At 60.2% G+C, this 23419-nt stretch carries 16 protein-coding genes and 2 pseudogenes; 10 read left to right on the forward strand and 8 right to left on the reverse strand.

Annotation, left to right across the window (positions count from 1 at the left end):
- Positions 1 to 4: 4 nt before the first annotated feature.
- From ABH945_RS34240 to poxB, 4 genes are all read right to left on the reverse strand, one after another.
- On the reverse strand, positions 5 to 205 hold the full coding sequence (locus ABH945_RS34240) for a DUF1656 domain-containing protein (protein WP_429253583.1): 201 nt from the start codon (positions 203 to 205) through the stop codon (positions 5 to 7).
- Positions 189 to 1667 (reverse strand): efflux transporter outer membrane subunit, encoded by a 1479-nt coding sequence (locus ABH945_RS34245; RefSeq protein ID WP_429253584.1) that lies wholly within the window; start codon positions 1665 to 1667, stop codon positions 189 to 191. Before ABH945_RS34245 ends, ABH945_RS34240 begins: the two co-directional genes overlap by 17 nt.
- Positions 1664 to 3841, reverse strand: a complete 2178-nt coding sequence (locus ABH945_RS34250) for an FUSC family protein (protein ID WP_429253585.1) — start codon at positions 3839 to 3841, stop codon at positions 1664 to 1666. The genes ABH945_RS34245 and ABH945_RS34250 overlap by 4 nt, the downstream gene beginning before the upstream one ends.
- A gap of 246 nt (positions 3842 to 4087) precedes the next feature.
- Positions 4088 to 5809, reverse strand: a complete 1722-nt coding sequence (gene poxB, locus ABH945_RS34255; protein WP_429253586.1) for a ubiquinone-dependent pyruvate dehydrogenase — start codon at positions 5807 to 5809, stop codon at positions 4088 to 4090.
- 236 nt (positions 5810 to 6045) lie between these two features.
- Here poxB and ABH945_RS34260 point away from each other — a divergent pair.
- Positions 6046 to 6501, forward strand: a pseudogene (locus tag ABH945_RS34260) (LysR substrate-binding domain-containing protein); the annotation flags it as partial.
- Positions 6502 to 6508: 7 nt separating this feature from the next.
- Here ABH945_RS34260 and ABH945_RS34265 read toward each other — a convergent pair.
- The gene (locus ABH945_RS34265; protein WP_429253587.1) at positions 6509 to 9505 is read right to left on the reverse strand and encodes a winged helix-turn-helix domain-containing protein; all 2997 of its coding nucleotides are present in this window, start codon (positions 9503 to 9505) and stop codon (positions 6509 to 6511) included.
- A gap of 320 nt (positions 9506 to 9825) precedes the next feature.
- Here ABH945_RS34265 and ABH945_RS34270 point away from each other — a divergent pair, with 320 nt between their 5' ends.
- The 6 genes from ABH945_RS34270 to ABH945_RS34295 all read left to right on the forward strand — a co-directional run bounded on the left by ABH945_RS34270 (position 9826) and on the right by ABH945_RS34295 (position 15756).
- Positions 9826 to 10545 carry a TetR/AcrR family transcriptional regulator gene (locus tag ABH945_RS34270; RefSeq protein WP_429253588.1) on the forward strand — a complete coding sequence of 240 codons (720 nt, stop codon included), beginning with the start codon at positions 9826 to 9828 and terminating at the stop codon, positions 10543 to 10545.
- A 234-nt stretch (positions 10546 to 10779) separates the two neighbouring features.
- Positions 10780 to 11265 carry a VOC family protein gene (locus ABH945_RS34275; RefSeq protein ID WP_429253589.1) on the forward strand — a complete coding sequence of 162 codons (486 nt, stop codon included), beginning with the start codon at positions 10780 to 10782 and terminating at the stop codon, positions 11263 to 11265.
- Positions 11266 to 11267: 2 nt separating this feature from the next.
- Positions 11268 to 12491: an FAD binding domain-containing protein gene (locus tag ABH945_RS34280; protein ID WP_429253590.1), complete on the forward strand. Its 1224-nt coding sequence runs from the start codon at positions 11268 to 11270 to the stop codon at positions 12489 to 12491.
- A 70-nt stretch (positions 12492 to 12561) separates the two neighbouring features.
- A complete protein-coding gene (locus tag ABH945_RS34285) occupies positions 12562 to 12927 on the forward strand; it encodes a DUF485 domain-containing protein (protein ID WP_429253591.1) in 366 nt (121 codons plus the stop codon).
- Positions 12924 to 14591, forward strand: coding sequence for a cation/acetate symporter ActP (gene actP / locus ABH945_RS34290; protein ID WP_429253592.1), 1668 nt, complete (start codon positions 12924 to 12926; stop codon positions 14589 to 14591). The genes ABH945_RS34285 and actP overlap by 4 nt, the downstream gene beginning before the upstream one ends.
- Before the next feature lie 85 nt (positions 14592 to 14676).
- Positions 14677 to 15756, forward strand: coding sequence for an amidohydrolase family protein (locus ABH945_RS34295; protein WP_429253593.1), 1080 nt, complete (start codon positions 14677 to 14679; stop codon positions 15754 to 15756).
- Here the strand turns inward: ABH945_RS34295 and ABH945_RS34300 are convergent.
- Positions 15753 to 15935 (reverse strand): annotated as a pseudogene (locus ABH945_RS34300) (DUF3331 domain-containing protein); the annotation flags it as partial. The gene ABH945_RS34295 and the pseudogene ABH945_RS34300 overlap by 4 nt on opposite strands.
- Before the next feature lie 433 nt (positions 15936 to 16368).
- On the opposite strand from ABH945_RS34300, the gene ABH945_RS34305 reads away from it, so the two are divergent.
- The 3 genes from ABH945_RS34305 to ABH945_RS34315 all read left to right on the forward strand — a co-directional run bounded on the left by ABH945_RS34305 (position 16369) and on the right by ABH945_RS34315 (position 20908).
- Positions 16369 to 17331, forward strand: a complete 963-nt coding sequence (locus ABH945_RS34305; protein ID WP_429253594.1) for a LysR family transcriptional regulator — start codon at positions 16369 to 16371, stop codon at positions 17329 to 17331.
- Positions 17332 to 17342: 11 nt separating this feature from the next.
- A complete protein-coding gene (locus ABH945_RS34310; RefSeq protein ID WP_429253595.1) occupies positions 17343 to 18008 on the forward strand; it encodes a general stress protein in 666 nt (221 codons plus the stop codon).
- Positions 18009 to 18142: 134 nt separating this feature from the next.
- Positions 18143 to 20908 (forward strand): AAA family ATPase, encoded by a 2766-nt coding sequence (locus ABH945_RS34315; RefSeq protein WP_429253596.1) that lies wholly within the window; start codon positions 18143 to 18145, stop codon positions 20906 to 20908.
- A gap of 66 nt (positions 20909 to 20974) precedes the next feature.
- On the opposite strand, the gene ABH945_RS34320 is transcribed toward ABH945_RS34315, so the two are convergent.
- Together ABH945_RS34320 and ABH945_RS34325 are read right to left on the reverse strand one after the other, a co-directional pair.
- Positions 20975 to 22288: a chloride channel protein gene (locus ABH945_RS34320; RefSeq protein WP_429253597.1), complete on the reverse strand. Its 1314-nt coding sequence runs from the start codon at positions 22286 to 22288 to the stop codon at positions 20975 to 20977.
- 12 nt (positions 22289 to 22300) lie between these two features.
- A complete protein-coding gene (locus ABH945_RS34325; protein ID WP_429253598.1) occupies positions 22301 to 23341 on the reverse strand; it encodes an alpha/beta hydrolase in 1041 nt (346 codons plus the stop codon).
- Positions 23342 to 23419 lie beyond the last annotated feature (78 nt).

A 23419-nucleotide genomic window follows, 5' to 3' on the forward strand; every position in this document is an offset into this window, starting at 1 on the left:
CAGTTCATTTCCACAGCAGCAGCGAAACACCGCTGAACAGTGCGGCAAAAAGTGCGACCCGGAACAGACTCGGGTGCCATGTGTAGCGATAGAAGCCAAGCCTCGCGAGCACGAGATCGAGGACAACGAAAAAGAGCACGGAACCCGCCAGAATCGGCAATAAACCGGGCACGAGCAATGAAAAGAGGTCAATTTCTCCCGGCATCGGCCACTCCTTCCGGCGCAGGGCCGGGCGGCGTCGCGTCGAACCCGCCGCCCAGCTCTTTCATCAGCAGCGCCCACGCGTCGAGCCGTCTGGCCTGAACCGTCGCAAGGCTTTCTTGCTGCTGCAACTGCTCGTTCTGTGCCGCCAGCACGTTCAGGAATTCCGTGATGCCGCTGCGATAACCGGTATCGGCGAGCTGGAATGATTTGCGCGCCGAATCGAGCGTGCTCTGCACCGACTGCTGCTGCTGTTCGAGCGATCGCAGCGACACGACCTGCACAGCAACGCCCTGCACCGCGTTCACCACACTCTGGTTGTAGGCATCCACCGCGGCGTCCCGCGACGCCACCGCGACGCCATAGTGGCCGCGCCGCCGTCCGCCATCGAAGATCGGCAGCGAGATCGCCGCGCCCACGCCATGGCCCATGCCGTCGCTATTAATAAAATTGAAGAAGCCGCCGAGGGTGGCCGCCGAACCCAGCGATGCAGTCGCGAGCAGATTGATGTCCGGATAGAAATCGGCGTGGGCGGCGTCGATGCCTTTGTCCGCCTCGAGCACGCGCCAGCGGTCCGCCACCACGTCTGCCCGATGTCCGATCAGTTCGGCCGGCAGCGACGCCGGCAAGGTCACTGGAACGTTCAGGGCGAGGCTGGGGCGGCGTAGCGTGTCGCCAAAGCCCGGCCCCTTGCCTGTGAGACCGGCAAGACTGATGCGCGCCAGCGCAAGCTGCTGCTGCGCCTGCTGCACTCGTGTCGCACTTATTTCGAGCTGAGTCTGCGCCTGGCTGACCTCCAGCCGGCTGCCGACTCCCGCGCGCCAGCGGCGCGTCGCGATGTCCAGAGTGCGCTGCTGTTCCGTTTGGACCGCACGATAAACGTCGAGTAGAGCGTACTGGAGCGACAGCAGAACGTAGCTGCGGACCACGGCGGTCTGCAATTCGACCTGCGCGAAACGGGCATCTGCGGCCACCGCCCGCACATTGGCCAACGCACCCTCGCGTATTGCGCGCGCCTTGCCCCACAGATCGAGGTCATAGGAAAGGTCCGCCTGGATGCTGTTGCTCCAGACCGTCGTGCCGCCCGGCGGCGCCGGAGTCGTGTAGCGAGCGTAGCGACGACGCTCGAAGCTGCCGCCTGCGTCGAGTTGCGGCAACTCGGCCGCACCGGCGACCTGTGCCTGAAAACGCGCCGCGTCAATCCGCTTCTCGACCGCGCGCAGACCCGGGCTTCCTGCCGTGGCGTCCTCCACGAGCGCGTCAAGTTGTGGATCGTTCCATTGACGCCACCAGCCGCCCGCCGGCCACTTCGCATCGACTTGCGTGGCGCGCAGCGCCGCACCCGGATCGAGCGACCCCGGATCGATCATCGATTCTTGCGTGTGAATCCCTCCGCCGGTAATGCAGGCGGAGAGCAGCAACGCACAGGCCAGCGCGGCAGCCGGCGACAGGCAAGCCGACCTCATGAGCGTGCCTCCGCAGTCTGCCAGAGCACCCAGGTATCATCCCGCAGCGTCAGTTCGGTGAAATGCAGCAGCGCCCGCATCCGGTAACGCGAAAGTGTCATGGCGTCCACCGCAATGTTTTCGCCTAGCGGAAGAAAGTCCAGGGCGCGTCGCGTCGCTGCCAGTGCATCTTCGGCGGCCTGCGGTGTAGCGGCTGCGAAGACTTGTGCGAGCGCGGCCAGCCAGGCGTCCTGCTCTGCCGGCCAGTCAGTCGGCAGGGCCGCGCCGAGCGCCTCGGTGTCCATGCGCGTCTGAATCATCGACCGGCCGATCTCCAGCGCGGCGAAGGCCCAGCCGATCAGATGATCGCGATTCACGCTCGCATCGACGGGTGCCGACGCCACCTGCAGAATGAAATCCCGCAGGCTCAATTCAAATGTGTAGAGCAGATCGTCAAGCTCGCCGTCACGGGCATCGTGCGTGATCAGTCCGCGAATCTGTTTCATGTACTGTGCCGAGATCCATTCGCCCGCGCGAGGCGCCAGAACCGAGAACGCGATTGCCGCCACTGCGATCCCGCACAGCAACGCAAAGCCCGTGTCCAGATAGGCATCGGGGTTGTAGACCGTTGGATTCGTGATACTGACAATGAAGCAGAAATAGATGCTGAAGCCGAGGCCGAGGATCGCCGTCTGCGCGAACGTGTTCAGATAGCTGCCCACCATCACGGCGATCGCAATCGTCGCGGCCAGCAATTCGAAGGTACCGATACGCGGCAAAATAAAGAAATTGAACGCGAAACCGACTACCCAGCCGCTCAGACAGCCGGCGAAAATCTGCCAGCTTGCGACCGCGGGATTTGGTGCGAGCGCGAATAGCGCACTCGTAATCGCCACCGCTACGATCGCGGTGGCGCCACCGACCCAACCCGACGCAATCCACGCAGCGCCGACGACGAGGACGGCCGCCGCCGCTCGCGCGCCGGCAATCGTCGCGGCCATCCGGTTGGCCGTGGCCCGCGTTCTGCCGATCCGGCTGATCGCCTGAAGCACCGACTGCGGCCACGGCAACCGCCCTACCGTGCGCGCCTCGAGGTAGCTGCGGCACACGAGTCGCAGATCGGTGATTGAAAAGAACAGCGCCGCACCTGTCGTAGTGACGAACTGTCGCTGATGTGCCGAAAGGTCCGTTAGCGACTGCAACAGGCGCCCCAGATGCGCCGGCAACGCCTGCTCGAGATCGTCCAGACGATGCAGCAGAGTTTCGACCTGTTCTACCGAGACCAGCTTCGATTGCTCTTCGTGCGGCACGATAGCAAGCAGGTCACCGAACAATTCATCGGCGGCGGCCAGCGCACGTGGATCGGCCTCGGTGGCGATTCGCGCCTTCAGCTGATGCAGCGCATGAATCCACGTGACGGTGTCGAGAAAGCTGCGGTCGAGATCGAGGTAGACATGATTGTGCAAACGTATCGACGGGTCTTCGAACACCGCTCCACTGCGGAGACTTTCCACACCCACGCGTTCCCGGATCAAAGCGAGAAAAGTGTCGAAGTCCGCTACGCCGGCGGTACGATCAAGCATTGCGTGCATTGCGTTCAGCAGGTTCGTGAAGTTCTTGCGGCTCGATGCATACAACTCGGGCGCGACGGATCGCGGGAACACCACCGCACTGATCACACAGGCACACACAACACCGATCACCACCTCGCTGACGGTGTACACGACATTGTCGTAGACGCCATACGGATTGGACCAGGCTGGAATCGCAGTGATCGCCGTGGCGTAGCCGGTCAGCACAAAACCGTATGACTGGAAGTTTCGGTAGTACGAGGCGCCGAACACACACACCCCGATCCACCCCGCCAAGGCGACTAGAAAGAGCAACGGCTGTTGGGGGAAAAAGGTGATCAGCAACAGTCCGGCGAAACTGCCGCACACCATGCCGAGTCCGCGATAGAAGCCGCGCGCGATCACCATGCCGCTTTGCTGGTGCATCATCACGATTACGCAGGAGACCATTGCTATCGCCGGCGTGCGCAGCTCGAGGCGCATGCACAGGCCCATCGCGAGCGTCACCGCGATCGCGACCTTGGCGATGTGCCGAAAACGCGGGCCATCGTCCGCCCAGTAAGTTTTCAGCTCAATGCGCCATCGAGGCAAGGCGGTGCTGGTGGCGTCCGCGTGCTGGGTCATAGGGTTCTCATCATCCGCTCAACGTGCAACGAGGTGCGGGCGCGCAGCCTTCCAGACCATGCGAACGCCTCCATAGAAAGAATGGTTAGTCTGCGACATGTGGGATGACGGGTTTTGCAGATACGCACGTTGTTGCTCATGCACCTGCTAGTCGATGCGATGGCTGCACCGTGTGCGAACAGCGCCCGAAAGTGTCCGCAGCTTGCCTTCGAGCGCCTCGACAGTCCGTCTTCATCCGTGAGCGGCTCAGCGTAAGTTGGTGCGCGCCAGTTCGACGATCTCGTCGCCGCGACCGTTGAGAATTGCGCGCATCATGTAAAGGCTGAAGCCCTTCGCCTGGGCGAGTTCAACAGCAGGAGGCATCGCAAGTTCGTGCTTCGACACGACGACGTCGACTAGCGCCGGGCCGGGATGGTCGAACGCCTGCTTAAGCGCGGCGGCTACGTCTTCCGACTCTTCGACGCGGATGCTGAAGATGCCAGCCCCCTTCGCGATCGCTGCGAAATCGGTTCTGGCGAGGTCGACATTCGTATCGAGGTAGCCCCCCGCCTTTAATTCCATCGAGACAAAACCGAGCAGACTGTTGTTGAACACCACGACCTTGATCGGCAGGTCGAGTTGACGAGCCGTGAGCAGATCGCCCAGCAGCATCGAAAGTCCGCCGTCACCCGATAGCGAAACGACTTGCCGTCCTGGATGTGCGCCCTGAGCACCCAGAGCCTGCGGCATCGCGTTGGCCATGGATCCATGATTGAACGAGCCGTGCAACTGGCGCTTGCCATTCATCGTCAGATAGCGTGCCGACCAGATGGTCGGCGTACCGACATCCGCGGTGAAAATAGCGTCGTCACTGGCAGCCTCGTCGATCATCCTTGCCAGATACTGCGGATAGATTGGGCGGCCCGGAGCGGCCGGCGTTGCCAGATCGTCCAAGCCCTTGCGAGCCGACAGATAGTGCTTGCGTGCATTGTCGATGAACCCACGGTCCGTCTTGCGCTGCAGTTTCGGCAGCGTCGCGGCAACCGTCTCCTTCACGGTGCCCACCAGTCCGAGCGCAAGTGGCGCGCGGTGGCCGAGTTGCGAACCCTTCCAGTCGACCTGAATGATCTTCGCATCTGCCGGATAGAACGGCCGGTACGGAAAGTCGCAGCCAAGCAGCAATAAGGTGTCGCACGACGTCATCGCGTGATAGCCCGAGCTGAAGCCGATCAGCCCCGTCATGCCGACGTCGTATGGATTGTCGTACTCGATGAACTGCTTGCCGCGCAACGCGTGGACTATAGGTGCACCGAGGGTGTCGGCAAGCGCCACCACTTCGTCGTGAGCACCCTGAACGCCACTGCCGCACATGATCGTGACCGCGTCGGATACGTTCAGCATATGCGCGAGACGATCGAGGTCCGCTTCAGCGGGTAGGATTCCCGGCGGTGCGCTTTGCGTCCACGAAACTGCTTCTGCCGGCCCGTCGCTCAACGCAACGTCGCCCGGCAACACGATCACCGCGACGCCGCGCTCCTCTATCGCGGTGCGCATCGCCCGCGCCAGCACTCGTGGCAGCTGGGCCGCGGACGACACTAGCTCGACATAGTGACTGCATTCTTTAAAGAGCTCCTGCGGATGCGTTTCCTGAAAATAACCGAGCCCAATTTCCGAGGACGGAATGTGCGCCGCGATGGCCAGCACCGGCTGGTGACTGCGGTGGCAGTCGAACAAACCGTTTATCAGATGCAGGTTGCCTGGACCGCAACTTCCCGCGCACACCGCGAGCTGGCCAGTCGACGCAGCATCGGCGCCTGCGGCGAAAGCGGCGGCTTCTTCGTGGCGGGTATGCATCCAGCGAATCGAGCCGATCTGGTCGAGGCTGTAGGCGAGTCCGTTCAGACTGTCGCCAGTCACACCCCAGATCCGTTCGACGCCCGCCGCAGCGAGAGTGGCTGCGAGGTAATCGGCAATCGTATTGCTGGCCATGCTTGACTCCTTCACGGTAAACGAAGATCGGCCGGGCGCTGAAGAATCCCGGCAGCGTCCTTGAAAAACTGAAAAACCGTTGACGGGAAGCGATCCCAACGCGGGTATGCCGATCCTCTAACGTTATGGCAGCGACGACAGAATGTCCTGAATAAAGCCTGAAAACAACTTAAGGGAGCTGGCTCGGAGCCAGTGGAACCTGGCTCGAAACGACTAAATCGTGGATGCTCGCCTTAATCTGCGACCTGGTCGCGAAGCCAATCGGCTCACTGCGCCATGTGTTCGTGGCGGCGCCAGGCCATCCGCTCGCTTCCGTGCCAGGTCCGTTGACACTCGACCAGGTCGCGCCCTATCGCGCAGTGGCGATAGGCGATACGTCGCGCAAACTCGCGCCGCGTGCAATCGCACTCGAAGCCAAGCAGGAAGTGTTGATAGTTCCGACGCTTGAAGCGAAGCTCGCCGCCCAGATCAAAGGATTCGGCGTCGGCACGATTCCAGAATGTCTCGCCGCGGAGCCGTTATGCCGTGGCGAACTGGTGCAAAAGGAGGTGGTCGGCATGCGTGACGTCACGCATTTTTTCCTCGCGTGGCGCGGCAATGAAACCGAGAAGGCATTGCGTTGGTGGGTCGAGCAGCTAGACCGGCCCGACCTGATCGACACCGTCACGCAACAGAGAATGTTGCACCTGTGACTATCGCCTAGCTGCGTGTCTTGAGCTTGCGTAGCGGCGAAAAGTCGGCCAATTCGACCAAAGGCATTGTCCCTCCGGTTGAACGCAGCTCGCCGGGACCGTTCTGTTCGCTTGAATCGATAATGCCCCGCAGCAGATCGGTAGCCGCCCGGTAGTCTTCGAATTCGATGCCCTCACTGATTCCCGCGCAAGCGGATCGCAATAGTTGCACAGCTTCCGTGCTTCGGCCATGCGCGTGCCAAAGACCACCGAGGCTCGTCGCCGCGCGCAGTTGAAACGAACGGCAACCCTGCACTAGCGAGTCGTCGAGTGCCGCGATCAGACAGGCTTCTGCGTCCCGTACCAGCGTGTCGGCAACTGGCACGCCCGCTTGCCCCATCAACAGCAACTGCCCGTGGATGCGCCTGAGTTCTGCGACATACCAGTGATCACCTGTTTCGTCGCACCGCACCAACGCAGCCATGACCGTGGCAATGCTCTCTTCTCGCCGCCCCTCGCGGCCGAGCGCCAGGCTGTATTGGCCGATCAGCATCGCGCGTGGAGCGCCGAATTCCAATGCCTCCAACTCATCCAGCGCGGCGCGAAAAGCCGGCAGGCGTCCGGCATTCGAATCATGCATTGACTGCAGATATTCGTCGAAGCACCTGCAACACGCCTGCGAAACACTTAGGCCGCCGCGCTCGGACACCTCGCGCAACAACGCGATCGCCTGCGCCGCACGTTCGGCCTTACCCGACAGCAACAGCAACGGAACGAGCGCCTCGACCAGCACATAGCACGTGACGATAGCCTGCTGCTGATCGCGCGCGGCAATCAGGCTGCGTTCCGCCAGTTCGAGCGCCTGATCGCGTGCACCTTGAAGCCAAAGCACGCGCGCAAGGGTTGCATGGCCGACAACACGCTGATCGACCGACTGACCGAGCGGCAGCCCGTGCTGCAGGTCCGCGACGTGCAGCAACAATTTTTCGAGCGACGCACGCGCCTGCTGTTGCGCGCCGGTGTAGTGGAAGGCGATTCCCTGCAGCCGATAGGCGAGGATCGTCCCGCTCGTGTCGCCCACCTCGGATGCGAGCAGAGCAAAGCGGCGCGCGAACGCCAACGCAGTGCTCGCAGCGCCCGAAGACTGACTCGCGTTCCACATGCCCCACAAAGCACGCGCTTCGAATGCATGGTCGCCCAGTGCGATCGCAGAGGCCAGAATCTCCGACCAGATGCCGAGCGTTTCCCGATTGGGTCCGTTGACGTAGACGAGCGCCGCTGCGAGCCCCGCCTGCAATTGCATCCGCACCCGCAAATGGCGGGTTGATCGCGAGCCATGATGCGTAGTGGCGACGGTGTCGAGCGCGCGTCGCGCCCATGTGCAACATTCGTCGACGAGCGACAACTCATACAGCAGAAAGACGACCTTCACGGCCAGCGTCTCGCCGAGCGCGTCGTCGCCCTTGGGCGCCAGGGCCCAACCTAACGCGGCGCGCAAGTCATCAAGGAGGGCATGCATACGGTGGTACCAGCCGTCCGCGAGCGCGATGGAGGAGTCCGCGCGGCGCGGCGCGTCGTGCTCCAGCACACTCAGGCAGTAGCGCGCGTGCCGGAGCCTGACGGAGTGCCGCTCACCGTTGTCGTCGAGCTTCTGCATCGCGTAGACGCGTGTCGTCTCCAGCAGCATGTAGCTTGCACCGTCGCGCTTCATACGCGTGACGATCATTGATTTCTCGACGAGCCCCGAAACAGCCGCGACCACGTCGAGTTTTCGCAGCGCGCCGTCGGCAGCGACGGCGATTGCGGCTTCCATCGTGAAGCTGCCGACGAAAATGCCGAGCCTGCGCAACGTAGCACGCTCGGCGTCGTCGAGCAACGCGTAGCTCCAGTCAAGCGTTGCCTTCAATGTCTGGTGGCGCGGCAACGCCGTCCGGTTGCCCCCCGTCAGCATGTTGAAGCGATCGTCCAGATGGCCGGCGAGAGTCTCGATGCCGAGAATGGCTGCTCGCGCCGCCGCGAGCTCAATGGCGAGCGGTATGCCATCAAGACGCCGGCACACCATTCCGGTCAAGTGGATGCTTCGTTCATCGGATGAAAAGCGTGCGTCGATCGCGCTGGCACGAGAGAGAAACAATTCAACGGCGCTGCACTGCAGGACATCCTGGCTTTGGTCGGCCTGCCCTGGCACTTGCAACGAAGCTACCCGATACCGATGCTCGTTCATGATGCGCAGCGGCTCGCGGCTAGTCGCAAGCACATGGACCGCAGGTCCAACGCCCAGCAACGTTTCCGCAAGTTCGGCTGCGGGGCCGAGCACCTGCTCGCAGTTGTCGAGCACGAATAGCACACGCTGCTGGCTCAACTCCTTGCTGACCCGGGCAAACGTAAGCGGGCCGATGCCTGGATTTACACCGACACTCGCCGCGAACGCCGCCAGCACACTGGCAGCGTCAGAAGTGGACGCGAGCTGAACCAGATAGACGCCATCGGGGAACGTCCCGAGCAAACCTCGTGCAATCTCTACGGCCAGGCGTGTTTTGCCGATGCCGCCGGAACCAACCAGCGTGACTTGCCGGGATGCAGCGAGCACCGCCGTGACATCGTCTATTGCCTTGTCGCGGCCGATCAGTGCGGAAAAATGCGCCGGCAGATTGTGCAGGACCTCGCGGCCTCGCGCGACGTCCATCCGTTGTTCCGACTCGTTGAGTTCCGGCGCATCCGTCTCGCCGGCGGTCGGATTGCTTCGTATCAACCGGTAACCCCGTCCGGAGACGGTTTGTATGAGTCTGCGGCTTTCGCCGAGCATCTTGCGAAGTGCGGACATATGCACCTGCAGATTGTTATCTTCGACGATCGCATTCGGCCAGACCTGTCTAAGCATCTCATTTTTCGATACGAGCTTGCCATTGGCCGCTATCAGTACGGCAAGCATATCGAACGCGCGACCGCCAAGATGTACGGGCTCACCTTCGAGAAATACTTCTCGACGCTCGGTGTCCACCTGGAGCGGGCCGATGCAAATCATGCGAAATATCCAGACCGCAGCGGTGAAAAGAATGTGAGCAGGCGTCGAAGATTGAAGCCCGAAGCGCTCGGCGTTGAGTCCCCAAAGTCTAAAACAACGAGGAACCAGAATGCACGAAAAAAAATGAACCTATTGTTCGAATTTTTTGTACTGAGCGCATACTCCCCGAATCCTGCCAAAGTACAGTGTGCGACTTGTTCAGGGTATCCGGCCTCGCGCTTCACGCATATTACCTGCGCCGGCAATGCCGCCGCGTCACCTAGCCAGGGCAGATCAATCTTTGTATTATGCGTGCCAACACACTGGGTAGCGAACAAGCCATGCCGAGAAAAGTAGTGACGGTCGAGACAGCATCGCAAGGAAAATTGCATGAGCCCGATAAGCTCGTCACCCGCCGGCTTGCGCCTGAAATACGGGAGCGCCAGATCGTGCAGAAAGCCGTCGACCATTTCGCCACCCATGGCTTTTCCGGAAGCACCCGCGAACTTGCCCGCCAGCTCGGCGTAACCCAGCCGCTTCTGTACCGCTACTTTCCGAGTAAGGAAGCATTGATCGACCGCGTCTACGAAGAGGTTTATCAGTGGGACACGAGTTGGGAGCATCTGATAAAGGACCGGTCTATTCCAATCCAGCAACGTATGGTCCAGTTCTACTCGTTGTATTCCAAGGTGATCTTGCGGCGCGAGTGGATCAGAATCTTTATCTTTGCAGGTTTGACGCGCGAGGGCATCAACTCGAAGTATCTGGCTCGGCTGCGTGAGCGCGTCTTTTTGCCGGTCATGGCGGAAATACGTTCGGCCTACGATCTGCCCGCCCCCACGGGGGCAAGACAACGCGAAATCGATCTGGAATTGATCTGGAGTTTGCACGCGAGCATCTTCTATCTCGGCGTGCGCAAATGGATCTACGGTTTGCCCGTCAAAGAGGACGTCGACGATCATATTGCCCGCCAGATCGACGCATTCCTCAACGGCGTGCCGGACGCACTCAAGCACGCCTCGAAAGAAGCTGTTCGCGCGAAATCGGCTCCCAGGGCCTGACTCCGGATCGCCAGAGGGCACGCCGCACGGCCCTCGATCCACCCCGCACATCGGCTGACAATACGTCACGCGGTCATGGCGGCCGCCACTTTTCTCTCGCATCCCACTTCTCCCAACGTCTGCCCAATTCAGGGTAAACACCTGCGATACGCTGCTTTCTCCTGCTCATGCATTCAAATACAATTTATCCATCGATCACTTATCGATCGATAAATAGATTAGCAGGAGGTGAAGATGCCCGTGTCAAAACTTGCCCACTACTCGATTCGCACTGCCGACCTCGAGCAATCCTGCCGCTTCTACGAGCGGGTCCTTGGCTTCACGAAAGGCTATCGACCGCCGTTCGACTTTCCTGGGGCGTGGCTCTACAAAGGCGGCGATGAAGCCGAGTTCGGTACTGTCCACCTTATCGGCCTCGATCCAGATAACCCTGCCGGGCTTTCCGCGTACCTCGGCGACAAAGCTTTGCCCACAAGCGGAACCGGCACGGTCGACCACATCGCATTTCTCGCTACCGGAGTTGAGGCACTGTGGGAAACGTTGAAAGCCGAAGGCCTCTCGTGGCGAGATCGAACGGTGCCGAGCCTTGGCTTGCATCAGGTGTTCGTAGAAGATCCCTCCGGCGTTACCATCGAACTGAACTTCCCCGCCGAAGAAATCCGACGCCTTACAGAAGCACAAGCGGCTTCGACGCAACCCTCCATCAGCACAGGAGAATAACCATGAACCAGACTGCTTCACGCTTGCGGGCAATCATCGTCGGAGGCTCGCTGGGTGGCCTGTTCGCGGCCAATCTGCTGGTGCGCAACGGCTGGGATGTGGACGTGTTCGAACGCGTTCCAGACGAACTGGCAGGACGCGGAGCCGGTATCGTTACGCATCCCGAACTATTTGAAGCACTAGTAGCAGCCGGGATCGAATACGACGACGCAATCGGGGTAAAGGTGCAATCACGGATCACCTTCGCGCAAAACGGCGACGTGCTGTCTGAACGCGATTTGCCGCAAACGCTCACGGCATGGGGCAAGATGTACCACGTGCTGCGTGCCGCACTGCCCAATTTTCACCACCATGCTGGCGGGATAGTGGCGTCCGTGCAAGACGGCCCAGACCAGGCGGTCGTCACGCTCGGCGACGGCACGGTGCTACATGCGGATCTGGTGATTGCCGCCGACGGCTTCAAGTCGTCGGTCCGCGAAAAATTTCTGCCCGACGTCAAGCTCCAGTACGCAGGTTATGTCGCATGGCGAGGTCTGGTCGACGAAGCTCAGTTGACGCACGCAACCCGCGAAGCATTGTTCGACAAGTTCGCATTTTGCCTTCCTCCGCGCGAGCAGATTCTCGGCTATCCCGTTGCAGGCCGAGGCAACAGTACGATTCCGGGCGAACGCCGCTATAACTTCGTCTGGTATCGCGCGACCAGTGAAGACATCCAGTTGCCCGATTTGCTGACCGACGCGGCAGGCAAACGTTGGGTGGGCGGCATCCCACCTACGTTAATCCGTCAGGACGTGCTCGCCGATATGGAGGACGCGGCACTCACTCTGCTCGCGCCGCAATTCGGTGAAGTCGTGACCAAGGCTAGCCAACCGCTTTTCCAACCTATCTTCGATCTCGAAGTACCGCAGATGACATTCGGCCGGGTCGCGTTGCTGGGAGATGCGGCGTTCGTCGCACGTCCGCACTGTGGCATGGGCGTGACGAAGGCGGCCGGCGACGCCATGGCACTCGTCAAAGCGCTCAGCGGGCATGCCAGCGTGCAGGATGCACTCGAGGACTATAGCCGCGAACGCACCCAGGTCGGCGCGGCAATCGTCCAGCATGCCCGTCATCTCGGCGCATACATGCAGGCGCAGCTTAAAAACGACGTGGATCGTGAAATGGCTGAGCGCTATCGCACGCCCGACGCCGTCATGCGCGAAACTGCAGTGCCCGCACGCTTCTGATCGCCGCGCCGACTGCGCGTCAAGGCAGCTGGTGCGGCATCGGAGGAAATTCGTTTTGAAAGGAGACAACGTGGAACATGGCGCCCCAACCTATTCGATGAGCGCGCAGTACGCCGCCACCGACCCGCCGCCGCTCGCAACGAATCCGCTACTCGACGATCTTCGTTTTCGCGCTCTCGTGCGCAAGCGGCGAACCTTCTCGTGGGCTCTCACGATCCTGATGCTGGCCGTGTACTTCGCCTTCATCTTCACGCTTGCGTTCGCCCCGGCGCTCCTCGGCCGCCCGATCACCGAAGGCTATCCCGCAACATGGGGCATTGCCGTCGGTTTCGGCATGTTTGTCTTCACGTTCGCGATCGTCGCGGTCTACGTGGCGCGAGCCAATACGCTCCACGACCGCGCGGTCAATGAAATCCGGCAAGGAGTACGGCAATGAAACGTTTCGCTCTCTGGACCGGTCCGCGCGTCGGCGCAGTACCGGTTGCCGCTTTCAGCGCGCTTGCCGCCCTGCCTGCCGCCGCTGCGCAAACCGCCGCGCCGCCTCGTTCGCATAACGCGATTGCGATCGGGATGTTTCTGTTATTTGTCGCATCGACGCTGTTCATCACGCGCTGGGCGGCGAAAAAGAACCACAGCGTGTCCGACCATTACGCGGCAGGCGGAAAAATCACGGCCTTCCAGAACGGCTGGGCAATCGCGGGCGACTACATGTCCGCCGCGTCTCTACTCGGCATTTCCGCGCTCGTCTTTACGAGCGGCTACGACGGCCTGATCTATTCGATCGGCTTCCTCGCAAGCTGGCCGATCATCCTCTTCCTGATTGCTGAACCGCTGCGCAATCTGGGCCGCTACACGCTTGCCGACGTGGTTTCGTACCGTCTGCAACAACGGCCGATCCGCGCCTTCGCCGCGTCGAGCTCGATTGTAATTGTGCTGCTCTATCTCGTCTCGCAGATGGTCGGCGCCGGCAAACTCGTTGAATTGCTGTTCGGCTTCAATTACACCGCCGCGGTCGTGTTGGTCGGCGTATTGATGGTGGTTTATGTGTTCTTTGGCGGCATGCTCGCCACCACGTGGATTCAGATCATCAAGGCAGCTTTATTGCTGGCGGGTGCCGCGTTCATGGCATTCATGGTGATGAGTCGCTTCGGCTTCAGCATGAACGCGCTCTTTTCGCAGGCGATTCTCGCCCACCCGAAGCACGCTGCAATAATGAGTCCGGGCGGTCTCGTGTCGGATCCGGTTTCCGCCGTATCGCTTGGACTTGCGTTGATCTTCGGCACAGCGGGACTGCCACACATCCTGATGCGTTTTTTCACGGTTGGCGACGCCAAAGCGGCTCGCAAGAGCATTCTGTATGCGACAGGGATTGTCGGTATCGGCTACGCGCTGATCATCATCATCGGCTTCGGCACGATTGCACTGGTGGCGACCGACCCGCAATATCACACCGCCTCGGGCACCGTAATTGGCGGCGTGAATATGGTGGCAATTCATCTCGCGCACGCAGTGGGCGGCAACGTCTTTCTCGGCTTTATCTGCGCGGTCGCGTTCTCGACGATTCTCGCGGTGGTTGCCGGTCTGACGCTCGCCGGTTCTTCAGCGGTTTCGCACGACCTGTATGCAAATGTCATGCGTCGCGGGGCGGCGACGGACCGCGAAGAAATGCATGTCTCGCGGATCACCACGCTCGTGCTCGGTGTGCTCGCGATTATGCTGGGTATTGCATTCGAAAAGCAGAACATCGCGTTCATCGTGAGTCTCACTTTCTCCATCGCAGCAAGTTCGAACTTTCCCGTCCTGCTTCTCTCGATCTACTGGCGCGGGCTGACCACGCGCGGTGCCGTGATCGGCGGCACGCTCGGCCTTATCTCGGCGGTGACCTTGACCGTCCTCAGCCCGACCGTCTGGGTGCAGGTGCTTGGTCATACCCATGCGATCTATCCGTACGAATATCCCGCCTTGTTCTCAATGCTGGTCGCCTTCGCAGGCGTAGTGCTTTTTTCAATCACTGATACGTCGGCACGCGCCGTTCGCGAGCGTGCACTCTACGGCAATCAACTCATCGACTGCGAACTGGGTCTGGTCAAGCACGGCTGACACTCGGTACTAGACCACTACAACGGAGACACACATGGATTGCAGTTGTTGTATTTCACCGAAACGTCGACGCTTGCTTGGCACAATGGCCGCGCTTGCCGGCGGTCTCGCCCCGGTTGCGCCAGTCGCGGCTGCCGCCGCTCCCGCCCCGGGCGTTGCCGGCAAAACCAGCCATGTGGCTAGAGGCCGATCGATCGACATTCACGCGCACTACTACCCCGAGAGTTATTGCGACCTGGTGGGCGGCGAAGGCGCGAAATTCGGCGGCAAATTTACTTGCGACTCCACCAGTTTCAGCTTCCAGACTCCAGCCGGCGGTCTTGGACCACTGCCGCTCAAGTTCATCAGGATTGACGAGCGACTCGCCGACATGGACGCGTCCGGCGTCGACATGCAGGCGCTATCGTTGAGCGTGCCGATGGCCTACTGGGCCGAGCGCAACTTCAATGCGAAGCTCGCGAAAACGTGGAACGCAGCAGCGTCCGCGATTCACGTGCAGTATCCAGACCGCTTCGTGGTACTTGCCACTCTGCCAATGCTAAACACGTCAGACGCGATCGACGAGCTCGAAAGGGCATCGGAATTACCTGGCGTACGCGGCATTTATATAGGAACCAACATCAACAACCAGGACCTCGACGACCCGCTATTCGAACCGGTGTTCGCACATATCGAGCAGATCGGGCTCCCGGTATTTCTGCATCCGCAGCAAACGGTAGGCGGCGCACGGCTCGGGGATTACTACCTCAGCAACCTGCTGGGCAATCCGTTCGATACCGCTATAGCGGGCTCGCATCTGATCCTTGGCGGCGTGATGGACCGGCACCCCCAATTGAACGTTACGTTGCCCCACGCCGGTGGCGCATTGCCTATGCTCATGGGTAGAATCGATGCCGGCTGGACAGCGCGCCCCGAAACGCGACTGCTCGCGCAGAAGCCGAGCAGTTACCTGCGGCGTTTCAACTACGATACGGTCTCGCACTCCGGCCCCGTCCTCGACTTCCTGATTCAGAACGTCGGCGTAGATCGGCTAGTGCTGGGCAGCGACTACTGCTTCGACATGGGCTATGAGCAGCCAGTCACATTCCTCGATCGCCTCAACCTGTCAACTGAGCACAGGAACCTGATTCTCGGCGGAAATGCTGCTCAACTGCTGAAAATCTAACGCAGAACGCCCGCCCTGTGATCGCGGGGCATGTGGTCGATTGCGAAGGCAAGAATCATGGCGCTGGCATTTGCCGGCGTTGAGCTTCGTATCCTCGCCATATCAATCAGATCGTCACGGATTTCTGCCTCCATCAAGACGCAGATGTCATTCAGTCGGACGTGCAAACCCATCCAGACCTGATCTTTATATAACTAATCACATCCGCTGCCGGTCACGGTTACGATACTTTAGCTAGAGCGGTTTGCGGCTGCATATCGCCGCAAACACATTAAAACTCGCAACCGTACGCCAATCTGCAAAAAGCACCCTGCACAGAGTCTGTTTCACAGTTTGCTACCGTTCCTCCGACGCCAATAGAAAAGCATAGAACAGTCCTTAAAAAAAGTGGCCAAATTTTTCTTAAAAATCCTGAGGCAAGATTGAATGGCGTGATGCGCCTGTTCACCGAGTGCCGCTGCTCACCGAACTATACGTGCGGATAAGTGGCGTGAATGCATGGGTGAATGCACAAGCCGCATGTAGGGATGGCGCGCGAGCACCGCCAATCGTATTGTTCCCACATCAACAAGTCATGTGCAGGAATCAATCGATCAAGAGGTCACAGCGGCTATGGACAAAATCTTCAGCATGCGCGTGTTTTCGCGGGTCGCGGAAACCGGTAACTTCAGCGCAGTCGCAAAACACATGGAATGCAGCGCCGGCAATATTTCGCGCGCCGTCGTGTCGCTCGAGGAGCATCTTCACACCCGGCTATTGCAACGCACTACACGTAGCGTATCGCTCACCGAATGTGGCGAGAGATACTATCAGCGTTGCAAGAAAATCCTTGCCGATATCGACGACGCCGACGCCGAGGCGAGCGACGCGCATACGCTTCCTCGCGGTAAGTTGCGCGTTCACGCCGCGCCGGACATCGGCCTGAAGCAACTGACATCCACCATTGTCGAATATCGCCACGCGTTTCCGACCGTCTCAGTCGATCTCAAACTGTTGCCCGAAATGGCCAATCTGATCGAAGAAGAATTCGACGTATCGATCGTGTCCGCCTCGTCATTGCCGGATTCTCGCAACGTGAGCAGGTTGATCGGCCGGTGCGAACGCATCCTGGTCGCGGCGCCGGACTATCTCACCCGGCACCCCATCCGGACCATCGCGGAGTTGCCTGAGCACACGCTCATGCACACCAGCTCGTCCTTCGATTCACCCTCGGAGTGGCCTTCCGCGCCGACCGGACACAGCGTGGGCGAGATGGATCAGACGGGGAATTTCGTCGTCAACAACATGCAGGCCTTGCGGGTCGCGTTGCTGGCTGGCGCTGGCGTGGGCGCGGTGCCCACGTATTCGATCGTGGATGAACTTAAAGAAGGCAAATTGGTTCAGCTCTTTCCGGACTACCGACTTCAAACAATCAATGTATTTGTGATTTATCCCTCACGCCAATTCGTCGACGCAAAAATAAAGACGTTTGTTGAATTTGTGATAGTAGCGCTCAAGCAGAAGCTTGATTTACGAACCGCAGATCTGCTCCCACTTAAGACTCCTCAACCTATCCAATCGGCGGTCCTCGCGTGACGGATGGGCGATTGAACTCAGGCCAAAGCCACCGTGCGAATCAGAAAGAAAATCTGCGTGGCCTTTGCGAAACTCGATTGCGCGAGCGCGACTTGATTCGCGCACCGCATTCCAACCAGCGAATTTATCGTGACGACTACCGGAGAGGTAAGCAAATGAGTCAGGACAACACCATCATTTCCGCATTTTCCAGTCACCAGGCCGCTGACGAAGCCGTCAAGGAACTGAGCCAGAACGGTTTCGACATGACCAGGCTGTCAATCGTCGGCAAGGGCTACCACTCCGAAGAACACCCAGTGGGTTTTTACACCGTGGGTGACCGCATTAAGTCGTGGGGCGCAACAGGCGCATTCTGGGGCGGCATCTGGGGCCTGCTTATATCGCCGGCGCTGTTTCTCGTGCCCGGGCTGGGACTAATAGGCCTGGCTGGGCCAATCGTCGCCTCGGTCGTGTCGGCGCTCGAGGGCGCCGTGATTGGCGCAGGCGTGACAGCGATTGGGGCCGCACTGGCAGAACTGGGGGTCCCGAAAAATGATGTCGTGAAATACGAAACGACGCTGAAGGCCAATGGCTTCCTGCTAATCATTCACGGTACGACTGAACAGCTCGAACAGGCTCGCAGCATTCTCAGCAAACTCGGACTTTTTACTGAAGCCGGCAGCGAAACCGCGTCCTGAGCACGCGGCTTTACGAAGGTCGGTGACGACAGGCGCGGTCCACGAGGCAACGTCTGTCGTTTTCCTTTCTCTGATCCTCCCCAGCAGGATCGTCCCCACTCAATCCGGTATCCGCTTAGAAAAGGACGGCCGACATGCCTCAAACCCTGTGTGACATTTGCGGTGCACGTCCCGCTTCGGTACGCGTCACCGTCCTGCAGGACGGCGAACAGCGTGACCTCGACGTTTGCGATTTTCACTATATTCAATTGACTCGCCACCAGCGTTATATTTCGCCGCTCGAATCGCTGTTCGGCAGCGGGCTGTTCGATCAACCGACGACCGCCAACCCGCCGCCGCATCGCGGGCGGCTATCGTCAACGCACGATCGCAACCGCATCGAGCAGCATTTCAGCGACCAGTCCAAAGAAATTCTGCTGCGCTCGGCCGAGCGTGCGGTGCTGTTCGGAAGCCGCGAAGTCGACACCGAACATCTTCTGTACGAATTGCCCGAAAGCGACGTCGTGCAGACTTTGCTAAAACAGCACCATATTTCAACGGACGATATCCGGAACTATATCGACACGAATGCCCCGCGCCGGGAAAGTGCTCCAACGACTGGCCATGTGCAACTCGGCGTGTCGCCCCGCGTGAAGAGCGCGCTTGAACGCGCGTTCGTTCTCTCGCGTGAAATGGGACATAGCTATGTTGGGCCGGAGCATATCCTGCTCGGACTCGCCGACGTACCCGACAGCTTAGCCGGCGTGTTGCTCGCCAAGTTCGGTCTCACCTCGCAGTCGCTGCTGCAACACTCGCTGCGGGTAGTCGGAAAGGGCGCTGAGCCGGGCCGTGTCGAGCGTGCTTCAACGACGCCCAAACTCGACGAGCACGGCCGCGACTTGACGCAACTAGCGCAAGAAGGCCGCCTCGATCCGGTCATCGGCCGGTCGCGTGAAATCGAAACGACCATCGAAGTGCTCGCGCGTCGCAAGAAGAATAACCCCGTGCTGATCGGTGAGCCCGGAGTAGGCAAAACCGCAATTCTCGAAGGACTTGCCCAGCGCATCGTCAACGGCGACGTTCCCGAGGTCCTGCGCGGAAAACGACTGATCGAACTGAACGTCAACTCGCTAGTCGCCGGCGCGAAGTATCGCGGCGAATTCGAGGAGCGGGTCAAGCAGATCATGGAAGAGATTCTCGCCAACCGGCACGAGATCGTCATTTTTATTGACGAAGTGCACACAATCGTCGGCGCGGGTCAGGGTGGCGGCGAAGGCGGCCTCGACATCGCGAACACATTCAAGCCGGCAATGGCGCGCGGCGAATTGAATCTGATCGGTGCAACCACACTCTCCGAATACCAGAAATACATCGAGAAAGACGCAGCTCTCGAACGGCGGTTCCAGCCAGTCATGGTGGCCGAGCCGTCTGTCGAGCAGACGATCAATATTCTGCGCGGGCTACGCGATCGGCTCGAAGCACACCACAAAGTGACGATTCAGGACGAGGCGCTGGTGAGCGCCGCCGAGCTTTCCGAGCGTTATATCTCAGGCCGATTCCTGCCGGACAAAGCGATCGATCTGATCGACCAGGCTGCCGCGCGCGTTCATCTTTCGCAAACTTCCCGCCCGCTCGAGATTCAGGAAAGCGAGGCGGAAATCGCGCAACTCAAACGCGAGCAGAGCTACGCGACCAGCCGTAAGCAATACGATCGGGCGAAGGAGCTCGAAGCGGCGATCGACACTCACCAGACCTCGTTGCACAAGGCCACTGAAGGCTGGAAGCGGAAGATCGGTTCGAACACGGCGGAAGTGAGCGCTCATCACGTTGCCGAAATCGTATCGAAACTGAGCGGCGTTCCGGTTACGCAGCTCACAGAAACGGAAAAAGCCAAGCTACTGGAACTCGAAGAGCGTCTACATCAGCGCGTGATTGGCCAGGAAGAGGCGGTCAAAGCCGTTAGCGACGCGGTGCGGCTGTCCCGCTCGGGTTTGCAGCAGGCCCACCGGCCGATCGCCAACTTCCTGTTCCTCGGACCGTCCGGCGTCGGCAAAACAGAACTGGCCAAGGCACTTGCCGAACAGGTCTTTGGGGACGAAAACGCGATTGTCCGAATCGACATGAGCGAGTACATGGAGCGCCACTCCGTCTCACGCCTGATCGGCGCGCCACCCGGATATGTCGGCCACGATGAAGCTGGCCAGTTGACCGAACGCGTGCGCCGTCAGGCCTATAGCGTGGTATTGTTCGACGAGATCGAAAAAGCACATCCCGACGTCTACAACATCCTGCTGCAAGTGCTTGACGATGGGCGCCTGACGGACAGCAAGGGACGTACCGTCGATTTCAGCAATACGCTGATTATCGCAACCAGCAATCTCGCCAGCGACATCATTCTGGGCGCGACCAAATCGCCGCCCGGCTTCTCCAGCACGCAAACCGTCGACGCTGAACGCGGCGAGAAGCGCGAAGCGGTGATGAGCGTTCTGCAGCAGCACTTCCGGCCGGAATTCCTGAACCGTCTTGACGAAATCATCATCTTCGAATCGCTCGCGCCCGACCAGATTCGCGAGATCGTCCGTCAGCAACTCGAGCGCGTGTCGCGCGCGGCACATGGTCAGGACGTCAGTCTGTCTTTCGACGAAAGCCTGGTCGATCATCTCGCGTCCAAAGGCTACAACCCGCGATACGGCGCGCGCGAGTTGAAGCGCGAGATCCGCCAGAACCTCGAAACCAAACTGGCGAAGCAGATGCTCGCGGGTACGATCAAGGAAGGAGACGACGTGCGTGGCGAGTATGATGCAACGACCAACAGCGTGACGCTCGCCGTGGTCTCATCAGCAAAAGATCGGGAGCAGGATGCACGTCTCGACGAAGCGCTTGTCGAGTCGTTCCCGGCGAGCGACGTTCCGGCTGTGTGATCAATGAAACGAACGATTCGGCCCACAATGCGTGGGCCGTCTCGTTCACTCCTTGCACTCAAGCGTTTATTTTTGCGCGGTGCCCGGCATGGGACCAACCACCGTCTCAGGCGCGGGCAAAACACGCCGCGCACATTCCGCAGCGAGAACTGAACCTGCCACCGCTATCAGCATGGGAATCAGAAACTCCTGCGATGGCTGCGTGAACTCGAGAATCAATGCCAGCGCCGTCAACGGTACTCGCATCGACGCAGCCAGAAACGCCGTCGCGCCAATCATCGCAAACGCGCCGACCGGCGTGCCGGGCCACAACATCGACCAGACACCGCCCAGCACAATCCCCAGCAAAGCGCCGTTGCACAGGCCAGGAGTCAACAGGCCGCCGGCGGCCCCTGCCCGAAGACTGGTCCACGTGATCAGAATGCGCAACACCAACAGAATCGCCGCGAGTTGCAAGCCAATTGATCCGTCGAATCCGACCTGCGCCGGCCCCTTGCCGTTGCCGAGCAGGATCGGAAACTGCGTTGCCAGCAAGCCGATAAAAACGAAGTTCAGTAGACACAGGACCGGCAATGCTACGCCATGCGGTGCCTGAGCACGCGCAGAACTCGTGAGCCGTGTAAATAGAACCGCTGCCAGCCCGAATAGTGGTCCTGCGATCGCAGACCAGACCACCAGCGAAGGCGTGGCCGCGTAGTGCGGCACGTTGTACTGAGGCAAATTGCCGAGGCCGATTCTTGCAATAAGTGCGGCCACTACGGACGTAAGAATAGCGGGGACCAGCGCCCGCCAGCTAAAACTCAATAGCAATCCCTCGAGCACGTACAGCGCGCCCGCCAGCGGGACGTTATACACCGCGGCCAGTCCGGCACCGGCGTCGCACGCGACCAGAATTTTTGTTTCATCAGCGGGCAGTCGTGCATATGAACACAGTCGCGCCGCAAGCATCGCTGCCACTTCACGGGGTGCGACTTCCCGGCCAAGCGGCGAACCCAGCGCCACTGTGACGATCTGCAACAGCGCGTGGCACACGGTGGCGACAACGGGCATGCGCGGTTCCGGGCCATTCACCGCCCGGGAGATGCTCACGAGCGGCTTGCACCAGCGAAATACGGCCCACCAGCCGATGCCGGCAAGCAGACCGCAGACCGTCAGCACACCCACTCTGCGCGCAGCACTTGCCGCTTTCACGCCATCCAGAAAACTCTCGCCATTGAAGAGCGTCTCGGGGTCGTAACCGTAGGCGAGATGCTGGATGGCGTGCAGCAAGGCTGCGAGCCCAAGCCCGCTTAATCCGCCCGCGACCCCGATCAGCGCGACAACCGTCGCCAAACGTAAGGCATGACTGGGGGAGCCGAACGGCTCGGCGCGGGTCGGCATGATGTCGTGCCTTTACTTCGCCAGCGCCTGATTCAGCATGCTGCCTGCCAGAGCCGTCGCACCGAGCGCAGCGGGCGTGTTGCGCAGCGGGTTCAGCATCATGAAGTCATGCATCGTGCCGAGAAAGCGAACCGCCGTCACGGTGACCCCGGCCTGCGCAAGCTTATGTGCGTAGGCTTCGCCTTCATGCCGCAGCACGTCATTTTCGTCGGTGATGACGAGCGCGGGCGGCAAGCCTTTCAATGCGTCGAGCGACGCACGCAGAGGCGAGACATGCGGATCATTGGCCTGCGCTTCGGTGGCATTGGGCAGATACGCGTTCCAGAACCATTTCATCGCCGGCTTGGTGAGCCACGGTCCGTTGGGGAACGCGTCATAGGTCGAATCGTCCAGCGTATAGTCGGTCACCGGATAGAACATTGCCTGGAAGCGGATCGCAGGACCGTGACGCTCCTTCGCCAATTGCGCGACAACTGCCACCATGTTGCCGCCCACACTATCGCCGGCAATCGCCAAGCGGCTCGCGTCGACATCGAACTCCTTCGGATGCTCAGCGACGTATTGGGTCGCGGCGTAATCCTGTTCGATCGCGATCGGAAAATGCGCCTCCGGCGACGGTTCATATTCCACGAAGACGACGGTGGCATGGGCGCGATTCGCCAGGTCACGCACCAGGCGATCATGTGTCGCAGCGTTGCCGAGAATCCAGCCGCCGCCATGGAAATACATGATGACCGGCGTCATGCCCTTGACGTCCGCTGGACGGATCACGCGAACCTTCGTCGAACCGGTCGGACCGACTGGCAACGTCACTTCCTTTTCTTCAGCGGGTGCGAGGTTGCCATTCGGATCGGCCTGAATGTCGTCGAGTACTTTGCGCGCGGCCTGCGGCGTCATCGTGTAGAGCGGCGGTCCACCGGCGGCTGCCAGTTTGTCGATAAACGCTTGCGTGGCAGGTTCGAGTTGCGCAACGGTTTCCGCTGATGCAGCACTCGAAACCAACCCGGCAAGGAGAGCCGAACCCAAAACCATCAACGATACAAGCTTCTTCATCTGTCATTCTCCGTAGTACCGGCATTGCACCGGAAAATTAAAAAAACCGCACCCGCCACGCCGTATTCACTCGTTGCA

Source organism: Paraburkholderia sp. GAS333 (assembly GCF_050435665.1).
Classification (GTDB): domain Bacteria; phylum Pseudomonadota; class Gammaproteobacteria; order Burkholderiales; family Burkholderiaceae; genus Paraburkholderia; species Paraburkholderia fungorum_A.